Genomic DNA, 16,151 nt, shown 5'->3' with positions numbered 1-16,151 from the left:
CTGGATGGTGACGGCGTAGGGCTCGCCCAGGCGTTCCACGGCCTTGAAGGAGACCACGGACAGCCCCGCCGCGCTTGCCGCGCCGGGCACCGCCAGGAAATAGGCCTGACGCCCGGTCAGCCCCTCGTCCAGCGCGCCGCCGTAAGCCTCCAGTTCTTCCCCAAGATCCGCCATGCCTTTGCGCTCCGTTGTCAGCCTGATAAAGCCTGCTGCAAGGACAACGCGTCGTGCGACGCGAGCCTTGCGCGCCGCACGATAAACGGATTCTCAGGGGGTGGAAATGCTTTGGCTGGGGTAACTCAGGGGCGTTTGATCAAGGCTCAATCGCCATGCAGATTCAGGGTTCTTCTATAGATAGATACCGCTGCGCGTGTTAGCGATTGCGACGGCATCCGCCGGAATCGGAAATCGCCCAGTTGCAATCGGACGTCGATGGCGGACAGCGTCACCACGCGATGCGCTGGCTAGGCCGGCTGGAAGGTTCCCTGCGTCCCGCAGCACGCGCGGGGCAGCGTCACAGTGAACACCGTGCTACCCGAGGCCGCCGACGAGGCGGCCTCGACGCTTCCGCCGTGCAACGCGGCCAGCTCCCGCGAGATATAGAGCCCCAGGCCCAGCCCCTCGGCGCTGTCTCCGCCGCCCGAGCGGAACGCTTCGAAGACATGCGGCAGGGTCGCCCCATCGATCACGCCGCCATTGGTCACCGTCACCGTCAGGCGCTCGGCGGCCGTGCCGTCCACGGCCACCACCACCGGCACCGCCGGGTCCCCATGATGCAGGGCGTTGCTGACGAGGTTCGACAGCACCTGCGAGATCAGGTCCGGATCGATGGTCGCCAGCGTATCTCCCACGGTTTCCAGTACCACGCGCTCCTTGCCGTGAGACGCCTCGCATTCATCGACGATGGCCGCGCAGATCGCGCGCAGGTCTTCCTGGCGCGGCTCCAGCTTGACGCGCCCGCCGTGCAGCCGCGCCACGTGCAGCAGCTGGTCCACCATGCGTGCCATGCGCTGGCTGCTGCGCGAGATGCGGTCGGTGGCCGGCTTGAGCTTCTCCTCGCCCCCGAACCGCCCCAGGAACGACGCCGACGCGATGATCGCCGACAGCGGCGTACGCAGGTCGTGCGCGAGCACCGCCATCAGCATCTCGTTGGTCTTGAGCAGTTGCTGGGCGGTTTCGAGTTGCTCGGCCAGTTGCTGCTTCTGCTGGGCCAATTGCACGAATACATCGACCTTGGCCGCCAGCACGCGCGCGTCGATCGGCTTGAACAGGAAGTCGACCGCGCCGGTGGCGTAGCCGCGGAACGCCCGCGCGCTGTCCTCCCCGGCCGCCGTCAGGAACAGGATGGGGATATGGCTGGTGCGCTTGCTGCCGCGCATCAGTTCGGCCAGCTCGAAGCCGTCCATCTCGGGCATGTGCACATCGAGGATGGCCAGCCCGAAGTCGTGCTCGAGCAGCAGTTCCAGCGCCTGCGCGCCGGAATTGGCGTGGACGATCTGTACATCGGGCTTGGCCAGCACGGCATCGAGGGCCGTGAGGTTGGCGGCGATGTCGTCGACGGCGAGGATCTTGATCGGAGCTTGCATGGTCAGGGTCATTCAGAAAACTGGGCCAGGCGTTGGCCGATTTGTTCCAGTGTCAGCACGCGGTCTGCCGCGCCACGGTCGATGGCCTCCTGCGGCATGGTTTCCACGGCGGCACTGCCGGGCGACTGCACCCACGCCCGGCCACCCGCCGCGCGGATCATCGCCAGGCCGCGCGCGCCATCGTCGTTGGCGCCCGAGAGCAGCACGCCGAGCACCCGGGCGCGCCACGCCACCGCCGCCGACTCGAACAGCACGTCGATGGAAGGCCGCGAGAAACGCACCGGCGGCTCTACGGAGAGCGCCAGTTCGACATCCTCCGGCGCCTCCGGCACCCGCTCCACGAGCAGGTGGTAGTCCGGCGGCGCCAGGTAGACGTGGCCCGGCCGCACCGGCATCTTGTCCTCGGCCTCGCACACGGGCAGCGCGCAGCGCGCGCCGAACAGCTCGGGCAGCAGGCTGGGCTGGTTCGGATGCTGGTGCATCACGATCAGCAGCGCCGGCCGGAAGCCCGCCGGCACCATCGGCAGCAGCACGGACAACGCCTCGACGCCACCGGCCGACGCGCCGATCACCACGGCGTCGCACCCTTGCGTATCCATCAGCCCTGCCATCGCGCCTCCTTCACAGCTTGCGGTACAGCCGCTCGCGCGGCACCAGTGGCTCGAAATCCCCGGCGTGGGCGCTGAAGTGCAGGCTCTCCTTGCTCCCCAGCCCCAGGAAGCCGCGCCGCGCCAGCGCGTCGTGGAACAGGCCGACGGCGCGGTCCTGCAGCGCGCGGTCGAAATAGATCAGCACATTGCGGCACGAAATCAGCTGGGCCTCCTGGAACACGCTGTCGGTGGCCAGGCTGTGGTCGGCAAACACCGACTGGCGGATCAGCCCGGCGCTGAACTTGGCCTTGCCATAGGCTGCATGATAGTAGTCCGAGAGCGAGCGCCGCCCGCCCGCCGCCAGGTAGTTGGCGCCGAACGCCCGCAGGCGCCCCGCATCGTACACACCCGCCCGGGCGATGGCCAGCGCGTCGGGGTTGATGTCCGTGGCGTAGAACACCGTGCGCTCGGCCAGCCCCTCCTCCTCGAACAGGATGGCCAGCGACCACAATTCCTCGCCGCTGCTGCACCCGGCCACCCAGACATTGATCGACGGATAGGTCTGGAGCACCGGCACCACATGCTCGCGGATGGCGCGGAAGTAGGACGGGTCCCGGAACATCTCGCTGACCTGCACCGTCAGGTACTGCAGCATGCGCGCGAACAGTGCCGGGTCGCGCAGCATGCGGTCCTGGAGTTGCGACAACGTCCCAAAGCCCAGGTCGTGCAGCGCCTGCTGCAACCGCCGCCGCACCGAGGCCCGCGCGTAGTGCCGGAAATCGTGCTGGTACTTGCGGAAGATGGCCTCCAGCAGCAGTTCCAGTTCGATTTCGAAATTGGCGTCGGGCAGCGCCGTCTCGCCGTGATCCACCACCGGCACGGGCAGCGGTAACGACAGCGGCGGCAGCGGCGCGGTGTCCGGGGTCTTCAACTTTCGTGGAGCCATACGCGGCACAGGGACAGCAGTTGATCCACATCAATCGGCTTGGCGATGTAGTCGTTCGCCCCGGCGCGCAGGCACGCCTCGCGGTCGGACGGCATCGCCTTGGCGGTCAGCGCGATGATCGGCAGCCGCCCGTACTCGGGCATCTGGCGGATATGGCGCATGGCCGTGATGCCGTCCATCTCCGGCATCATGATGTCCATCAGGACGAGGTCCACGTCCTTGTGGCGCGCCAGCATGTCCAGCGCCTCGCGCCCGCTGCGGGCGATCTCCACGGTGGCCCCGAGCGGCTCGATCACCTTGGACAGCGCGAAGATGTTGCGCGCGTCGTCCTCCACCAGCAGCAGCTTGCGGCCGTCGAAGGCGTCGTCGCGGCTGCGCGCGGCGCGCAGCATGCGCTGCTGCTCGGGTGGCAACTGGGACTCCACGCTGTGCAGGAACAGCGTCACTTCGTCCAGCAGCCGGTCCGGCGAACGCGCGCCCTTGATGATGATCGACTTCGAATAGCGGCGCAGGCGCTGCTCGTCCTCGGCCGATAGCTGCCGCCCGGTGTAGACGATGACCGGCGGCATCTGCGCGGCGCCATCGCTGGCCATGTGGGCGAGCAGGTCGTGGCCGGTGCCGTCCGGCAGCACCATGTCCATCACCACGCAGTCGAACGCGGCGCCGGCCAGCGCCTCGCGCGCGCCGGCCACGGTGCCGGCAGTGACGATCTCGGCCTGGACCGATTGCAGCAACGCGCGAATGCTCTCGCGCAGCGCCGGGTCATCCTCGATCACCAGCACGCGGCGCTGGCCCGGCGCCATGCGCGCCTCCAGCCCCCGCATCACCTCGGCCAGCTTGTTGCGCTCGCTCGGCTTGAAGGTGTAGCCGATGGCGCCGCGATGCAGCGCGGCCTCGGCGTGGTCGCTGACCGAGATCAGGTGCGTGGGGATGTGGCGCGTGGCCGGGTCGTGCTTGAGCCAGTCCAGCAGCGTCAGGCCCGACTGGTCCGGCAGCGCCACGTCGAGCAGGATGCCGCAGGGCTGGTGGTGGCGCGCCAGTTCCAGCCCGTGGCTCGACGTGGTGGCATGGATGCAGTCGAAATCCAGCTCGTGGGCCAGGTCGTAGAGGATGCCGGCGAAGTCGATATCGTCTTCCACGACCAGGATCAGGCGATTGCCGCGCGTGCGGTGGTCGCGGTCGTCGGCAATCGGCTGCGGATAGCCGGACGGCGATGGGCCTGGCCCGGCTTCGGACGCCTCCGGGGCCGGCACCGGCGCTGCCCGGGCGGCGGGCGAGAGCGGCATGGCCTGTGACGGCGGGGCCTGCACCTGCTCGGGGGCGGCCGGCGGCGTGACCAGCCCGGCCTGCGTGGCGGCATCCGCCACCAGCGTGCGCGGTACGGTCAGCGAGAACACGCTGCCCTGGCCCGGCTCGCTCGCCACGGCAATCACGCCACCCAGCAGCCGCGCCAGCTCGCGCGAGATCGACAAGCCCAGCCCGGTACCGCCGTAGCGGCGGCTGGTGGTGCCGTCGGCCTGCTGGAAGGCCTCGAAAATGACCTGCTGCTTGTCACGCGGAATGCCGATGCCGGTGTCGCGCACCTCGAATCGCATCGCATCGTCGCCCTGCGCGACCAGCGCCAGCGTGACCGAGCCCTTCTCCGTGAACTTGAAGGCATTGGATAGCAGATTCTTGAGGATTTGCTGCAGGCGCTGGCTGTCCGTGACGATGGCGTCAGGCAGGCCCGGCATCCGCTCCACGCGGAAGGCCACGCCCTTCTGCTCGCCCACATGGTCGAACATCTGCGAAATCCGGGCGGTGAAGGCGTCCAGTTCCACCGGCTCCGGCTCGATGGTCAGGTGGCCGGCCTCGATCTTGGAGAGGTCGAGGATGTCGTTGATCAGGTTCAGCAGATCGGTATTGGCCGCGTGGATGGTGGCCGCGTAGCGGACCTGCTCGCCGGTCAGCGTGCCGTCCTTGTTCTCCTGCAGCAGCTTCGCCAGGATCAGCGCGCTGTTCAGCGGCGTGCGCAGCTCGTGCGACATATTCGCCAGGAATTCGCTCTTGTACTGGTTCGAGCGCTCCAGCGCCCGGGCGTTGGCGGCCAGTTCGGCCTGGAAGGCGAGCATCTCGCGCTTCTGCGTCTCCAGCCGCTGGGTGTGCTCCTCCAGCTGGACGTTGGTCTGTTCGAGTTCCGCCTGCTGGGTTTCCAGCCGCGCCTGGGAGTCCATCAGCGCACGGCCGCGCTCCTCCAGTTCCTCGTTGGAGACGCGCAGCTCCTCCTGCTGGACCTGCAATTCCTCGCTCTGGCGCTGGGTTTCGCCGAGCAGGTGCTCCAGCCGGCCCCGGTAGCTCGCGGCGCGCAGCGTCATGCCGACTGGCTCACCGATGCGCTCAAGCAGTTCCACCACATCGGCAGTCCCGCGCCGGGACGTGATAAAGCCCAGTTCGATCACCCCGACGACCTCGCCCTCGGCGGTCAGCGGCGCGGCCACGATCTCGGTGGGAGTCGTGCGGCCCAGCGCGGAGGCCACCGGCAGGTAGTCGGGCGGCAGCCCGCCCACGGCGATCACCCGGTTCTCGGTCACGGCCTGGCCGGCCAGCGTCTCGCCGGGGGCGAGGGTGGCCGGCGCGCGGTCAGCATCGGCCAATGCCCAGGTGGCCAGCCGGTGCAGGCGGCCGTCGTCGCACTGATAGACCACGCCTACGCGGGCGTCGAGCGCCGACGCCAGCGCACGCACCAGCGCATCGCCGACATTGCCGGCCGATTGCGCCGAGCGCACCTCCTGGTGAATCTTCACCTGGGCCTGCTGCACCCACATCAGCCGCTGGATGGCGCCCTGGCCCACCAGGTAGCGGTAGATCACCACGGCCAGGAACCAGTTCACCAGGAAGCCGATGGACCGGTTGGTGATGGCGATGATGGGCGCGGCGCCGGGCGGCGAGACCACGTAGCCCACCGCCAGCAGCAGCGAACTGACCGCCGCCACGATCAGCGGCAGGCGCGGGTTGTCCGCGTAGATCGACAGGCAAATCGGGATCAGATAGAACAGCCACGCGGCCAGGCCGAGCGGCGTGAACGCATCCGCCGCGAAGACCACGGCAAGCGAGACGGGCACCAGGATCGTGCCAAACAGGAAGCGTTGCAGGGAAGTCGGTTGCATACCGGCAGGATCGATGGGATGAAAGCGGGCGGGCGCGGCGGCAGGCGTCCCGGCCCCCCGCCAGCATGGATGCCGGCCAGGGCGCCTTATCGTACCTTGCGACGGGCGCCGTGGCTGTCGGTGTCGCGCCGACAATTGCTGCACCGCAGCGCCGCTACAATCGGCCGATCGCCGCCTTGCCGGCACCCCCGGATCCGCCAATGTTCCCGGACGACCCCGCCGCCCACGCCTTGGCCCATGTGGCCGCGCGCAGCCACGGCGCGCCGCTGCACCCAGACTGGCGCGTCACGCTCAATTTCCACCCGGACCGGCTCCACGCCGGCGTGCCGCTGCTCGCGGCCATGGCCGCCGACGGCGTCTATCGCTCCCAGTTCGAGACCGGCACCAGCAACGGCGGGCTGACCGCCCACCCCGGCGGGGACCGCTGGCACTGGGAAAGCCGGATGTTCGGCCAGGCCTACGACGCCGCGCCGCCAGCCGACCGCCCCAAGTACGGCGCGCTCAACCATCGCCATCGGCCCGAAGGGGGCTCGCCGCGCTTCGGCGCCTGCCACCTGCGGCTGGCGGCGGACGTGCTGGCGCGGACCACCTTCTGTTACCCGGACAGCGTGTTCGATCCGGTGCATTTCGGCGTGGCCGGACGGCTGGATCTGGTAGACCGGCTGCGCGCCGCGCCGCCGGACGATCCGCTCGACCACTATATAGAAGCGCATGTACACGGCCCGCTGGTGCTGGCGCGCGACGTGGAGGCGCTCGTGCTCGATCCGTCGTTCCGGGGCACCGAGACCGAGACGCTGGCCCGCGCCCTGCCCTGCGCCGTCGAATGGCACGCGGGATTCTCGGCGAATGCCGATGACTTGCGGGCCGAACGCGACTATCGCGACTATCGCGGCGCCCACATCGCCGAACTGGCCACGACGCTGGCCGGGAGTGAGCCGCTCACCCCGGCCCGGATCGGCGCAGCCGCCCGCGCGGGCCGCCACGATCCCCAGTTGCTGAAGAAGGTCTGGCACTGCCTGGCGCGCTTCGGGAATCGGAATTAGTCACATCACCAGCAGCACCACCCCGCAGATACCCAGCGCCGCCGTCCAGATCCAGTCGAGATTGACCCAGCCGGTCCGCAGGAAGGCCACGCCGACGCGGTCGTAGACCAGCAGCGCCACGGCGCAGATGGCGGCGAGCATCGTTGCCGTGTGCAGGCCCAGCGCCAGCATGGCCGGGCCGAGCGCGTCGGCGGCGTCGAACTGGGTGGCGCCCGGCGTGGCGCAGATCGGCATCAGCGCCGGCACCAGCATCAGCCCGGCCCCGTGCATGCCGGCCATCAGGAACGACCACGCCGCCAGCCCCAGCATGCCAGCCCGCATGCCCACGCGCGGCCGCATGCGGTGCCCGCGCACCATGTGCCAGATCGCCCAACCCAGCAGCACCGCCCCGGCCACCCGCGCGAAGCCGGTGTGCGGCAGCACGCTGCCCAGCCAGAGTGCCACGCCCACGGCCAGCGCCACCGCCGCCGCGTGGCCGAGCGCAATCGGCACCAGCGACCACAGCACCGCGCGGCGCTGGCCCCGATGCAGGCCCAGCGCCACGGCGAACAGCCATCCCATGGCCGGGTTCAGGCCGTGGAACAGGCCCAGCGCGGCAATCGTCAGCCAGGGCCACCAGGCAGTCCATGTCGCCGCCCAGGTTGGCGTCCACGTCAGCATGCGCGGCCCCCGCGAAGGCTAGGGAAAGCAGTAGGAATCCGAGGAGCAGTCGCCGCCCTGCAGGCGCACCTGGTGCGGACGATGGCTCTTGGGCCAATCGAGGAAGAAGCGCGGATCGAAGGCGATGCCCCCGTCGGGCGCGGCATCGAGCTTGACCATCCAGCCGTCCAGCCCCTCGGGGTAGAACTGCGGATCGACCGCGCCATAGAGAGAATTGGTGAAATAGACGCGCCGGCCGTCCCGGCTGACCTCCACCATCTGCGGGCCGCCGTTCAGGCTGCGGCCCGGCGCGCCCGGATGCCCGGCCCGCGAGACGATGCCGCCGATCCGCACCTTGCCGGTCAGCTTCGGGGCGAAGGGGTCGGAGACGTCGTACTGGAGCAAATCCCCTGTGCCCCAGCAGGACACGTAGAGGAAACGGTCGTCCATCGACAGGTCGATGTCCGTGACCAGCGGCGGCACCGCGCCAAACCCCTTGAGCATCGGCGGAAGCTGGTCCGGGTCGGCCGGCTCGGCGGGGATGTCGATGATCTTCTTCACCGCCCATTTGTCGCCATCGCGGTACCAGGTCCAGATCGACGAGGACAGGTCCTTCAGGCACAGCACGCAGTTGACGAAGCCGTACGCCTTGGTCGGGTCGTGCGCGGGGCGCAGTTCGAAGACCAGCTGGTAGTCCGGGCCGAAATCGATCTCCTGAAGATGCTTGCGCCCCGTGAAATCCCAGAAATGGAGCTTCCGGCCGTAGCGCGCGCCGAGCAGGATGTCGGCGACCAGGCCGTCCTCGATCATGTCCGGCGTGCCCCACTCGCTTGTCACGAGCGTGTCATAGCCCAGGTGCCACCATCCGTCATAGGCGAAATGCTGGGGACCGCGCTCCACCTCCCATTGGCCGAGCGGGTCGAAGCTCTGGGCGTCCAGCATGGCGATGCCGCCCGGCCCCTTGCCCTCGGCATTGCCCAGCGCCGTCACATAGATGCCGCCCGGGCCGCAATGCACCGTGTGGGGGCGGCTGTAGCCGGTGCGCTCGGCCAGTTCCTCGGGCTCGATCACCCGGCTGATGACGGGCTGGCGCGGGTCCGGGCCGGTATCGAGGATATAGATACGAGAGGAACGCAGGCCCGGCACCACGAGGTAGCGCCGTTCCATATGAGGATGCGGCGCGTTGGGACACAGGCAGGACGAGCAGGCATTCCACCCGAAATGATGCAGTTCGTCGCCGGCATGGGTCATGGTCACCTGCCCGACGATCTGCGCGTACGTGGCCGAGTCGGGGTCCACGTCCACCACGGCGATGCCGTCCGGCTGCTGGCGCCCGGGGTCGAACATCGCCACGTAGGCCAGGGTCTCGGGCGGCGCCTTGGCGGCCAGCCGCGGAGACGGGTAAAAGCTCGGGTCGGGCTTCCAGGTGGCCATGATTCGCCTCCGGTGGACTGCGGGCTTGAACTATAGGACATGGCCGGCCCATGTGACGCCCATGATCCTTGGGTTCAGACGGCCTATCCCAAGGTGTTATGGCGGGTATCGACCCTTTCTCTGCACCATAGGCGTTCTCCTAATTTGCTGAAATCGCGGATCGAAAAGACTGACACCTATCGCCTTTATTGATCAATACGATATGACTTGTCGTAGTCGTTCTGCGATAGTGCTTTCAACACCCCCTGCCCACAAAGGAATTGTCATGAACAAGCTTACGACCGCTTTCGGCGCGCCCGTCGTCGATAACCAGAACATTCAGACCGCTGGTCCGCGCGGACCGGCCCTGTTGCAGGACGTATGGTTCCTGGAAAAGCTGGCCCACTTCGACCGCGAGGTCATCCCCGAGCGCCGCATGCACGCCAAGGGCTCGGGCGCCTATGGCACGTTCACGGTCACGCATGACATCACCCAGTACACGCGCGCCAAGCTGTTCTCCGAAATCGGCAAGAAAACCGAGCTGTTCCTGCGCTTCTCGTCGGTGGCTGGCGAGCGCGGCGCGGCCGATGCCGAGCGGGATATCCGTGGTTTCGCGATGAAGTTCTATACCGAGGAAGGCAACTGGGATCTGGTGGGCAACAACACCCCGGTCTTCTTCCTGCGTGACCCGCTGAAGTTCCCCGACCTGAACCACGCCGTCAAGCGCGACCCGCGCACCGGCCTGCGCAGCGCCGACAACAACTGGGACTTCTGGACCGGCCTGCCCGAGGCGCTGCACCAGGTCACCATCGTCATGAGCGATCGCGGCATCCCCAGTTCGTGGCGCCACATGCATGGCTTCGGCAGCCATACCTACAGCTTCATCAACGCCAACTATGAGCGCCACTGGGTGAAGTTCCACTTCCGGACGGAGCAGGGCATCCAGAACCTGACCGACGCCGAAGCCGCCGAGGTGACTGGCCGCGACCGCGAGCACCACCAGCGCGACCTGTACGAATCCATCGAGCGTGGCGAGTTCCCGCGCTGGAAGCTGTACATCCAGATCATGACGGAAGCCGAGGCGGGCAAGTACCGCGTCAACCCGTTCGACCTGACCAAGATCTGGTCGAAGAAGGACTTCCCGCTGATCGAAGTGGGCGTGATGGAGCTGAACCGCAACCCCGAGAACCATTTCGCCGAGGTGGAGCAGGCCGCGTTCGCGCCGTCGACCATCGTGCCGGGGATCGGCTTCTCGCCGGACAAGATGCTGCAGGGCCGCCTGTTCTCGTATGGCGACACCCAGCGCTACCGCCTGGGCGTGAACCATTCGATGATCCCGGTCAACTCGCCGAAGGCCGCCAAGTTCGTGAACAGCTATCACCGCGACGGCCGCATGCGCATCGACGACAACCAGGGCGGCAAGACCTCCTACGAGCCGAACACGCGCGGCGAGTGGGTGGAGCAGCCGGACTTCCGCGAGCCGCCGCTGACGCTGGAAGGCACCGCCGACCACTGGAACCATCGTGTGGACGACGACTACTTCTCGCAGCCGGGCGACCTGTTCCGACTGATGACGCCGGCCCAGCAGCAGGTGCTGTTCGATAACACGGCCCGCGCCATCAAGGGCGTGTCGCGCCATATCCAGCAGCGCCATATCGAGCACTGCACCAAGGCCGACCCGGCCTACGGCCAGGGCGTGGCGGCTGCGATCGAGCGGATCGAAGGCCAGAAGTAAGCGCTAACCGGGCTACCGGACGATCGGGCACTCCGGGGCTGCGGCCCCGGGCTCCCCGGACACCGCAGGACAGGACAACAGGACAATGCCATGGACCAGACATCGACCCCACCCACCGGCACCATGACGGCGGAAGAGGAATCCCGCATGGTGGCCGCGCTGGGCGAAGTATTCGACCTCGCGCGCCAGGGCGACGCAGCGGCGCTGTCCGCGCTGATCGCGCGCGGCATGCCGGCCAACCTGCGCAATGAAAAGGGCGACAGCCTGCTGATGCTGGCCGCCTACCACGGTCATGTGGACACCGTGCTGGCGCTGCTCCAGGCCGGCGCCTCGCCGGACCTGCGCAATGCGGCCGGCCAGACGCCGCTGGCAGGCGCTGCGTTCAAGGGTTTCAGAGAAGTGATCGAAGCACTACTTGCGCATGGCGCCGATGTGGAAGGAGCCTCGCCGGACGGCCGCACCGCGCTGATGACGGCGGCGATGTTCAATCGCACCGAAATCGTCGATCTGCTGATCGCGCACGGCGCCAACCCGGACGCGCGCGACCACCGCGGCCTCTCCGCCGCCGATGCCGCCGCCGTCATGGGCGCCGGCCGCGCGGCCACCCAGTTGGGCGGGCCGCACCACTAGGTCTTATCGGTCAATCTGGCTCGGTCCAACTCAGCCACGGCCGACGAACGGCATCTTGGTGGCCATCACGGTCATGAACTGCACATTGGCCTCCAGCGGCAGGTTCGCCATGTGCAGGACCGAACTGGCGATGTGCGCCACATCCATCAGCGGTTCCGGGCGAATCTCGCCATTGGCCTGCGGCACGCCGCGCGCCATGCGGTTGGCCATGTCGGTGCCGGCGTTGCCGATGTCGATCTGTCCACAGGCGATGTCCCAGGCGCGGCCATCGAGCGACAGGCTCTTGGTCAGCCCCGTGATGGCATGCTTGGTGGCCGTGTAGGGCACCGTGTTCGGGCGCGGGGCGTGGGCCGAAATCGACCCGTTATTGATGATCCGCCCGCCGCGCGGGTCCTGCGACTTCATCAGCGCGAACGCGCCGCGCGCGCACAGGAAGGCGCCGGTCAGATTGGTATCGACCACGGCCTTCCACTGCTCGACCGACAGTTCATCGATGGAAATGGCCGGGGCGTTGATGCCGGCGTTATTGAACAGCACGTCCAGCCGGCCGAAGCGCTCGCGCACCCGGGCGTAGAGCTGGTCGACCGAGGCCGGGTCGCTCACATCGCACTGCACGGCCAGCGCGGTCTGGCCAGCGGCGGCGGCTTCGGCCGCCAGCGCCTCGAGTGTGGCGGCGGTCCGGCCGGCCAGCACCACCTGGTAGCCGTCGGCCAGCAGCGCCTGCGCCACGGCCTTGCCAATACCACGGGCCGCGCCCGTGACCAGTGCGACTTTGCTTCCTTGCGTCATGCCTTGTCTCCTGTTTTCGTAGCTGCCGATGATAGTCCGACGCGCCTGAAAATGCCTTGGGAGCCATTCCCGGCGTCGCATTTTCGTGATGATCTAAAGATATAACAACAAAGCATTTGGCCGGCGGGGCGCCTTCCCGTAGCATGCGGCAGTCTTTTCTTGCGGACAGGGCCGATTGCGCCCGGTCCACGCGCAATTTTCTTTCAATCGCCCCCAATCAATGTCTGCCGATCTTGCCCTGTCGCCCGCCGCGACGCAGGCCGCCGCCCAGGCGGCCGCGCCCGCCCGTGCGACCATCCGTTCCGCCGCCGATGTGGCCAAGCTGGTCAACCAGGGCGGCGCCGCCGTCAGCAATGCCCGCATCGTCGTGGCCATCGCGCTGGGCGGCATCTTCCTCGATGCCTATGACCTCGGCGCCCTGGCCTTCGGCCTGAAGGACGTCACCCGCGAATTCAACCTGTCGCCCGCCGGCACCGGCATGGTGGCATCGGCCATCACGTTCGGCGCCATCGTCGGCGCCTTCCTGGGCGGCTATTTCACCGACCGCATCGGCCGCTACCGCGTGTTCATGGCCGACATGGTGTTCTTCGTCGTGGCCGCCATCGCCTGCGCGTTTGCCCCCAACGAATACGTGCTGGCCGGCGCGCGCTTCGTCATGGGACTGGGGGTCGGCATCGACCTCCCTGTCGCCATGGCCTTCCTGGCCGAGTTCTCCAAGCTCCAGGGCAAGGGCAACAAGGCGTCCCGGGTGGCGATGTGGTGCCCGACCTGGTACGCGGCCATCTGCGTGTCCTATCTGTTAGTGCTGCTCTGCTACTCGGTGCTGCCGGAATCGCACAGCAACCTGCTCTGGCGCATCATCCTCGGCTTCGGCGCCGTGCCGGCGCTGGTCATCATCGCCGTGCGCAGCCGCTACATGAGCGAATCGCCGGTGTGGGCCGCCAACCAGGGCGACCTGGAAGGCGCCGCCAAGATCCTGCGCCAGTCCTACGGCATCGACGCCGTAGTGGCCCCGGACGCCGTGGCCGAGCCGCCCAAGCGCCCCGCCTCCTGGCGCAACTACGGGCTGCTGCTCAAGGGCGTGTACGCGCGGCGCACGGTGCTGGCCACGGTGATGTCGATTGCCTCGTCGTTCGCCTATAACGCCGTGGCGTTCGGCCTGCCGGTGATCATCGCCAGCTTCCTGGCGCAGTCGATGCTGACCACGATCCTGGTCTCGCTGGCGCTGAACCTGCTGTTCGCCTTCGTCGGCGGCCTGATCGGCGTGCACCTGGTGCCGAAGACCGGCGCCTGGAAGCTGACCGTGACCGGCTACGCCTTCCAGCTCGCCGCGCTGATCGGCCTGGCGCTGGTCGGCAAGCCCCACGGCGCCCCCGAAGTGGTCGCCGCCATCGCCTTCCTGGCCGTGTTCCTGCTGGGCCAGGGCTTCGGCCCGGGCGCGCACACCATGACCTACGCCTCGCTGAGCTACCCGACGTCGCTGCGCGGCGTGGGCGTCGGCTTCAACCAGACGCTGATGCGCGCCAGCTCCACGGCATCGCTGTTCCTGTTCCCGGTGCTGGCCGCCGCGCTGAGCACCAAGGTGTTCTGGGTCATCGCCCTGGCCCCGCTGGCCGGCCTGGTCGCCCTGCTGGCCATCCGCTGGGAGCCGGCCAACTACGACGTGGACGCCGAAGACTTCTGATTTGCCGATCCGCCCGCCGATGGGGAGCCGGTAGGTTCCCCACAGGTCTGCGCCAAAAAGAAACCCCACGCTTGAGAGAGCGTGGGGTTTTTACATTTTGGACACACACCGTGGGGTGTTGCCGACAGTGGGCATAGTGGCCATTGCCCATATTCTGTATATACGACAAGATGCCAACACAGCATCACTTCAAACCAGATCATTCCCAAGAAATCGCGTAAAACGCGACGCCGCGCCCCCTGACCACACGGTTAACTCGCCCAACAAGCGTATTGCCGTATATACAAATAGGGGGTAGCATTTGAAGATCGTCATCTCACCAGCCATCGCAAAGAAGCTTGTGGCGAAGCACGGCGGCATTCGCGATGTGGAGATCCGGCAAGCCTTTGCAAACCGGGTGGGGCAGATCCTCGTGGATGACCGCGAGGAACACGCCTCGGACCCGCCCACGCACTGGTTCTGCGCGAAGACGGACACTGGCCGCATGCTCAAGATCGTCTACGTCAGAAGGGACGACACTATTTTTCTCAAGACCGCGTATGAACCGGCACTGCCCACCGTGGCGTTCTACCGGCGCATGTGCCTGGCCGGGCGGTCATGAATCAACCTTTGCAACAGGAGTAGCACATGAGCAACGCCAAGAAAATTCCGGGAACCGTCGAAGCGTGGGAGCAGGGTGACCTCGGGGAGGACGAGGCACACGCCGTCGTCGCACCCGACGAATCCGCGGCACTGGACCGGGCGCTTGGCCTGCAGGCAGTGTCGATCCGCCTGCAAAAATCGCTGATCAGCGATTTCAAGTTCCTCGCCGAAGAGCACGGCATGGGCTACCAGCCGCTCATGCGCGAGGCGCTGCGCCGCTTTGCGGAAGCAGAAATGAAGCGCCTCGCGGTCAAGTACGCCAACGAACGGCGGCGTGGCGCGGCCGAGCAGGGGGACAGCAAGCCCAAGCGGCCGAAGGCGGCCTGACCAAGGTTTGGCGCGCTCTACGAACCGGCCTGCGCCTCCAGCCACGACGCCAGCGTCCCGACCACGCCCTTGGCGAACATCGTGAACACCGGCTCGCTGACAAACCCCGTGTGTGGCGTAACAACCACATCCGTACGCCCGCGCAGCGGATGATCGGCGGGCACCGGCTCCACGTCGAAGACATCCAGCGCCGCCATGGCAGGGCGATGCCGGTCCAGCGCGCGCGGCAGGGCTTCCATGTCGATCAGGGCCGAGCGGGAGGTGTTGACCAGCAGCGCGTCGGCCCGCATCAGCGCCAGCCGCTCGGCGTTGATCAGCCGCGTGGTTTCCGCCGTCGGCACCAGATGCAGGCTGACCACGCGCGAGGTGGAGAGCAGCGCCTCCAGGCTCACCGCCGTCACCCCCTCTGCCGCCGCGCGCTCGGGCGTCATGCGCGGGCTCCACGTCACCACTTCCATGCCGAGCGCCTTGCCGACACGCGCCACGCGCTTGCCGATCTCGCCCAGGCCGATCAAGCCCAGCCGCTCGCCGTGCAGCACGCCGGGCAGCGGCAGCGCCTCCGCCGGCCGCCAGCCGCCGAGCCGCATCGTCGCCATCTGCATTTCCAGCTGGCGCGTGGCCGCCAAAATCAGCGCCCACGTCATCTCGCAGGTGGACTCCTTGGACGGCCCCCATTCCGTATTGGCGACGGGGATGCCGCGCGCGCGCAGCGCCTCCACGTCGAGCGTGGTGTTACGCGTGCCGGTGAAGACCACGTAGCGCAGCCGCTCGGCCATCCGCAGCGTGGCGGCATCCAGCGGGGTGCGGTCCCGCACCAGCACCAGCACTTCCACCTCGCGCAGCACGGCGGCCAGCGCCTCCCCGCGCAGCGGGGCGTGGTGGAAGGCCACGTCCGCCTGCGCCTGGATGGCCGACCAGTCCGCCAGCCGGGTCAGGGCGCGCTCGTAGTCGCCCAGTACCGCAATCCGGGGGCGCGCCATG

General features: G+C 67.9%; 14 protein-coding genes. 6 read left to right on the top strand and 8 right to left on the bottom strand.

The window, feature by feature from the left end; translation table 11 throughout:
* Window positions 1-464: 464 nt before the first annotated feature.
* The 4 genes from AB4Z27_RS12815 to AB4Z27_RS12800 are packed head-to-tail and all read right to left on the bottom strand — an operon-like array spanning window position 465 to window position 6,268.
* Window positions 465-1,586 carry a hybrid sensor histidine kinase/response regulator gene (locus tag AB4Z27_RS12815; RefSeq protein ID WP_092294351.1) on the bottom strand — a complete coding sequence of 374 codons (1,122 nt, stop codon included), beginning with the start codon at window positions 1,584-1,586 and terminating at the stop codon, window positions 465-467.
* Between the two features lie 8 nt (window positions 1,587-1,594).
* On the bottom strand, window positions 1,595-2,197 hold the full coding sequence (locus AB4Z27_RS12810; RefSeq protein WP_255370777.1) for a chemotaxis protein CheB: 603 nt from the start codon (window positions 2,195-2,197) through the stop codon (window positions 1,595-1,597).
* A gap of 10 nt (window positions 2,198-2,207) precedes the next feature.
* Window positions 2,208-3,122 carry a CheR family methyltransferase gene (locus AB4Z27_RS12805; protein WP_441644570.1) on the bottom strand — a complete coding sequence of 305 codons (915 nt, stop codon included), beginning with the start codon at window positions 3,120-3,122 and terminating at the stop codon, window positions 2,208-2,210.
* Window positions 3,104-6,268 carry a response regulator gene (locus AB4Z27_RS12800; RefSeq protein WP_441644569.1) on the bottom strand — a complete coding sequence of 1,055 codons (3,165 nt, stop codon included), beginning with the start codon at window positions 6,266-6,268 and terminating at the stop codon, window positions 3,104-3,106. The genes AB4Z27_RS12805 and AB4Z27_RS12800 overlap by 19 nt, the downstream gene beginning before the upstream one ends.
* 200 nt (window positions 6,269-6,468) lie before the next feature.
* On the opposite strand from AB4Z27_RS12800, the gene AB4Z27_RS12795 reads away from it, so the two are divergent.
* Window positions 6,469-7,311: a DUF3626 domain-containing protein gene (locus AB4Z27_RS12795; RefSeq protein ID WP_441644568.1), complete on the top strand. Its 843-nt coding sequence runs from the start codon at window positions 6,469-6,471 to the stop codon at window positions 7,309-7,311.
* On the opposite strand, the gene AB4Z27_RS12790 is transcribed toward AB4Z27_RS12795, so the two are convergent.
* Window positions 7,312-7,971, bottom strand: coding sequence for a hypothetical protein (locus tag AB4Z27_RS12790; RefSeq protein WP_441644567.1), 660 nt, complete (start codon window positions 7,969-7,971; stop codon window positions 7,312-7,314).
* Window positions 7,972-7,989: 18 nt separating this feature from the next.
* Window positions 7,990-9,384, bottom strand: a complete 1,395-nt coding sequence (locus AB4Z27_RS12785; protein WP_441644566.1) for a selenium-binding family protein — start codon at window positions 9,382-9,384, stop codon at window positions 7,990-7,992.
* 265 nt (window positions 9,385-9,649) lie between these two features.
* Here AB4Z27_RS12785 and AB4Z27_RS12780 point away from each other — a divergent pair, with 265 nt between their 5' ends.
* Entirely contained in the window at window positions 9,650-11,098 is a 1,449-nt protein-coding gene (locus tag AB4Z27_RS12780; RefSeq protein WP_092293688.1) for a catalase, read from the top strand.
* Window positions 11,099-11,188: 90 nt separating this feature from the next.
* Complete coding sequence (locus tag AB4Z27_RS12775) at window positions 11,189-11,728, top strand: ankyrin repeat domain-containing protein (RefSeq protein WP_369823408.1); 540 nt, start codon at window positions 11,189-11,191, stop codon at window positions 11,726-11,728.
* Window positions 11,729-11,758: 30 nt separating this feature from the next.
* On the opposite strand, the gene AB4Z27_RS12770 is transcribed toward AB4Z27_RS12775, so the two are convergent.
* Window positions 11,759-12,517, bottom strand: coding sequence for an SDR family oxidoreductase (locus tag AB4Z27_RS12770; protein ID WP_092293690.1), 759 nt, complete (start codon window positions 12,515-12,517; stop codon window positions 11,759-11,761).
* 220 nt (window positions 12,518-12,737) lie between these two features.
* Between AB4Z27_RS12770 and AB4Z27_RS12765 the strand changes: the two genes are divergently transcribed.
* The 3 genes from AB4Z27_RS12765 (at window position 12,738) to AB4Z27_RS12755 (ending at window position 15,170) form a co-directional block, all read left to right on the top strand.
* Window positions 12,738-14,201 carry an MFS transporter gene (locus AB4Z27_RS12765; protein WP_092293692.1) on the top strand — a complete coding sequence of 488 codons (1,464 nt, stop codon included), beginning with the start codon at window positions 12,738-12,740 and terminating at the stop codon, window positions 14,199-14,201.
* Window positions 14,202-14,502: 301 nt separating this feature from the next.
* Entirely contained in the window at window positions 14,503-14,802 is a 300-nt protein-coding gene (locus tag AB4Z27_RS12760; protein WP_092293694.1) for a DUF4258 domain-containing protein, read from the top strand.
* Window positions 14,803-14,828: 26 nt separating this feature from the next.
* Entirely contained in the window at window positions 14,829-15,170 is a 342-nt protein-coding gene (locus tag AB4Z27_RS12755; protein WP_092293696.1) for a hypothetical protein, read from the top strand.
* A 17-nt stretch (window positions 15,171-15,187) separates the two neighbouring features.
* Here AB4Z27_RS12755 and AB4Z27_RS12750 read toward each other — a convergent pair whose 3' ends face one another.
* On the bottom strand, window positions 15,188-16,150 hold the full coding sequence (locus AB4Z27_RS12750; protein ID WP_441591302.1) for a D-2-hydroxyacid dehydrogenase family protein: 963 nt from the start codon (window positions 16,148-16,150) through the stop codon (window positions 15,188-15,190).
* Between the last annotated feature and the right edge of the window lies 1 nt (window position 16,151).

This window comes from Cupriavidus sp. KB_39, assembly GCF_052114485.1.
In the GTDB taxonomy this organism is placed as follows: domain Bacteria; phylum Pseudomonadota; class Gammaproteobacteria; order Burkholderiales; family Burkholderiaceae; genus Cupriavidus.
Note: the sequence above shows the minus strand (reverse complement) of the source record. Positions and strands in the feature narration are given on the sequence as shown.

Excerpts from the sequence above, each read along its gene's own strand:
- AB4Z27_RS12815 (WP_092294351.1), bottom strand. The coding sequence starts at position 1,586 with ATGCAAGCTCCGATCAAGATCCTCGCCGTCGACGACATCGCCGCCAAC.
- AB4Z27_RS12810 (WP_255370777.1), bottom strand. The coding sequence starts at position 2,197 with ATGGCAGGGCTGATGGATACGCAAGGGTGCGACGCCGTGGTGATCGGC.
- AB4Z27_RS12805 (WP_441644570.1), bottom strand. The coding sequence starts at position 3,122 with ATGGCTCCACGAAAGTTGAAGACCCCGGACACCGCGCCGCTGCCGCCG.
- AB4Z27_RS12800 (WP_441644569.1), bottom strand. The coding sequence starts at position 6,268 with ATGCAACCGACTTCCCTGCAACGCTTCCTGTTTGGCACGATCCTGGTG.
- AB4Z27_RS12795 (WP_441644568.1), top strand. The coding sequence starts at position 6,469 with ATGTTCCCGGACGACCCCGCCGCCCACGCCTTGGCCCATGTGGCCGCG.
- AB4Z27_RS12790 (WP_441644567.1), bottom strand. The coding sequence starts at position 7,971 with ATGCTGACGTGGACGCCAACCTGGGCGGCGACATGGACTGCCTGGTGG.
- AB4Z27_RS12785 (WP_441644566.1), bottom strand. The coding sequence starts at position 9,384 with ATGGCCACCTGGAAGCCCGACCCGAGCTTTTACCCGTCTCCGCGGCTG.
- AB4Z27_RS12780 (WP_092293688.1), top strand. The coding sequence starts at position 9,650 with ATGAACAAGCTTACGACCGCTTTCGGCGCGCCCGTCGTCGATAACCAG.
- AB4Z27_RS12775 (WP_369823408.1), top strand. The coding sequence starts at position 11,189 with ATGGACCAGACATCGACCCCACCCACCGGCACCATGACGGCGGAAGAG.
- AB4Z27_RS12770 (WP_092293690.1), bottom strand. The coding sequence starts at position 12,517 with ATGACGCAAGGAAGCAAAGTCGCACTGGTCACGGGCGCGGCCCGTGGT.
- AB4Z27_RS12765 (WP_092293692.1), top strand. The coding sequence starts at position 12,738 with ATGTCTGCCGATCTTGCCCTGTCGCCCGCCGCGACGCAGGCCGCCGCC.
- AB4Z27_RS12755 (WP_092293696.1), top strand. The coding sequence starts at position 14,829 with ATGAGCAACGCCAAGAAAATTCCGGGAACCGTCGAAGCGTGGGAGCAG.
- AB4Z27_RS12750 (WP_441591302.1), bottom strand. The coding sequence starts at position 16,150 with ATGGCGCGCCCCCGGATTGCGGTACTGGGCGACTACGAGCGCGCCCTG.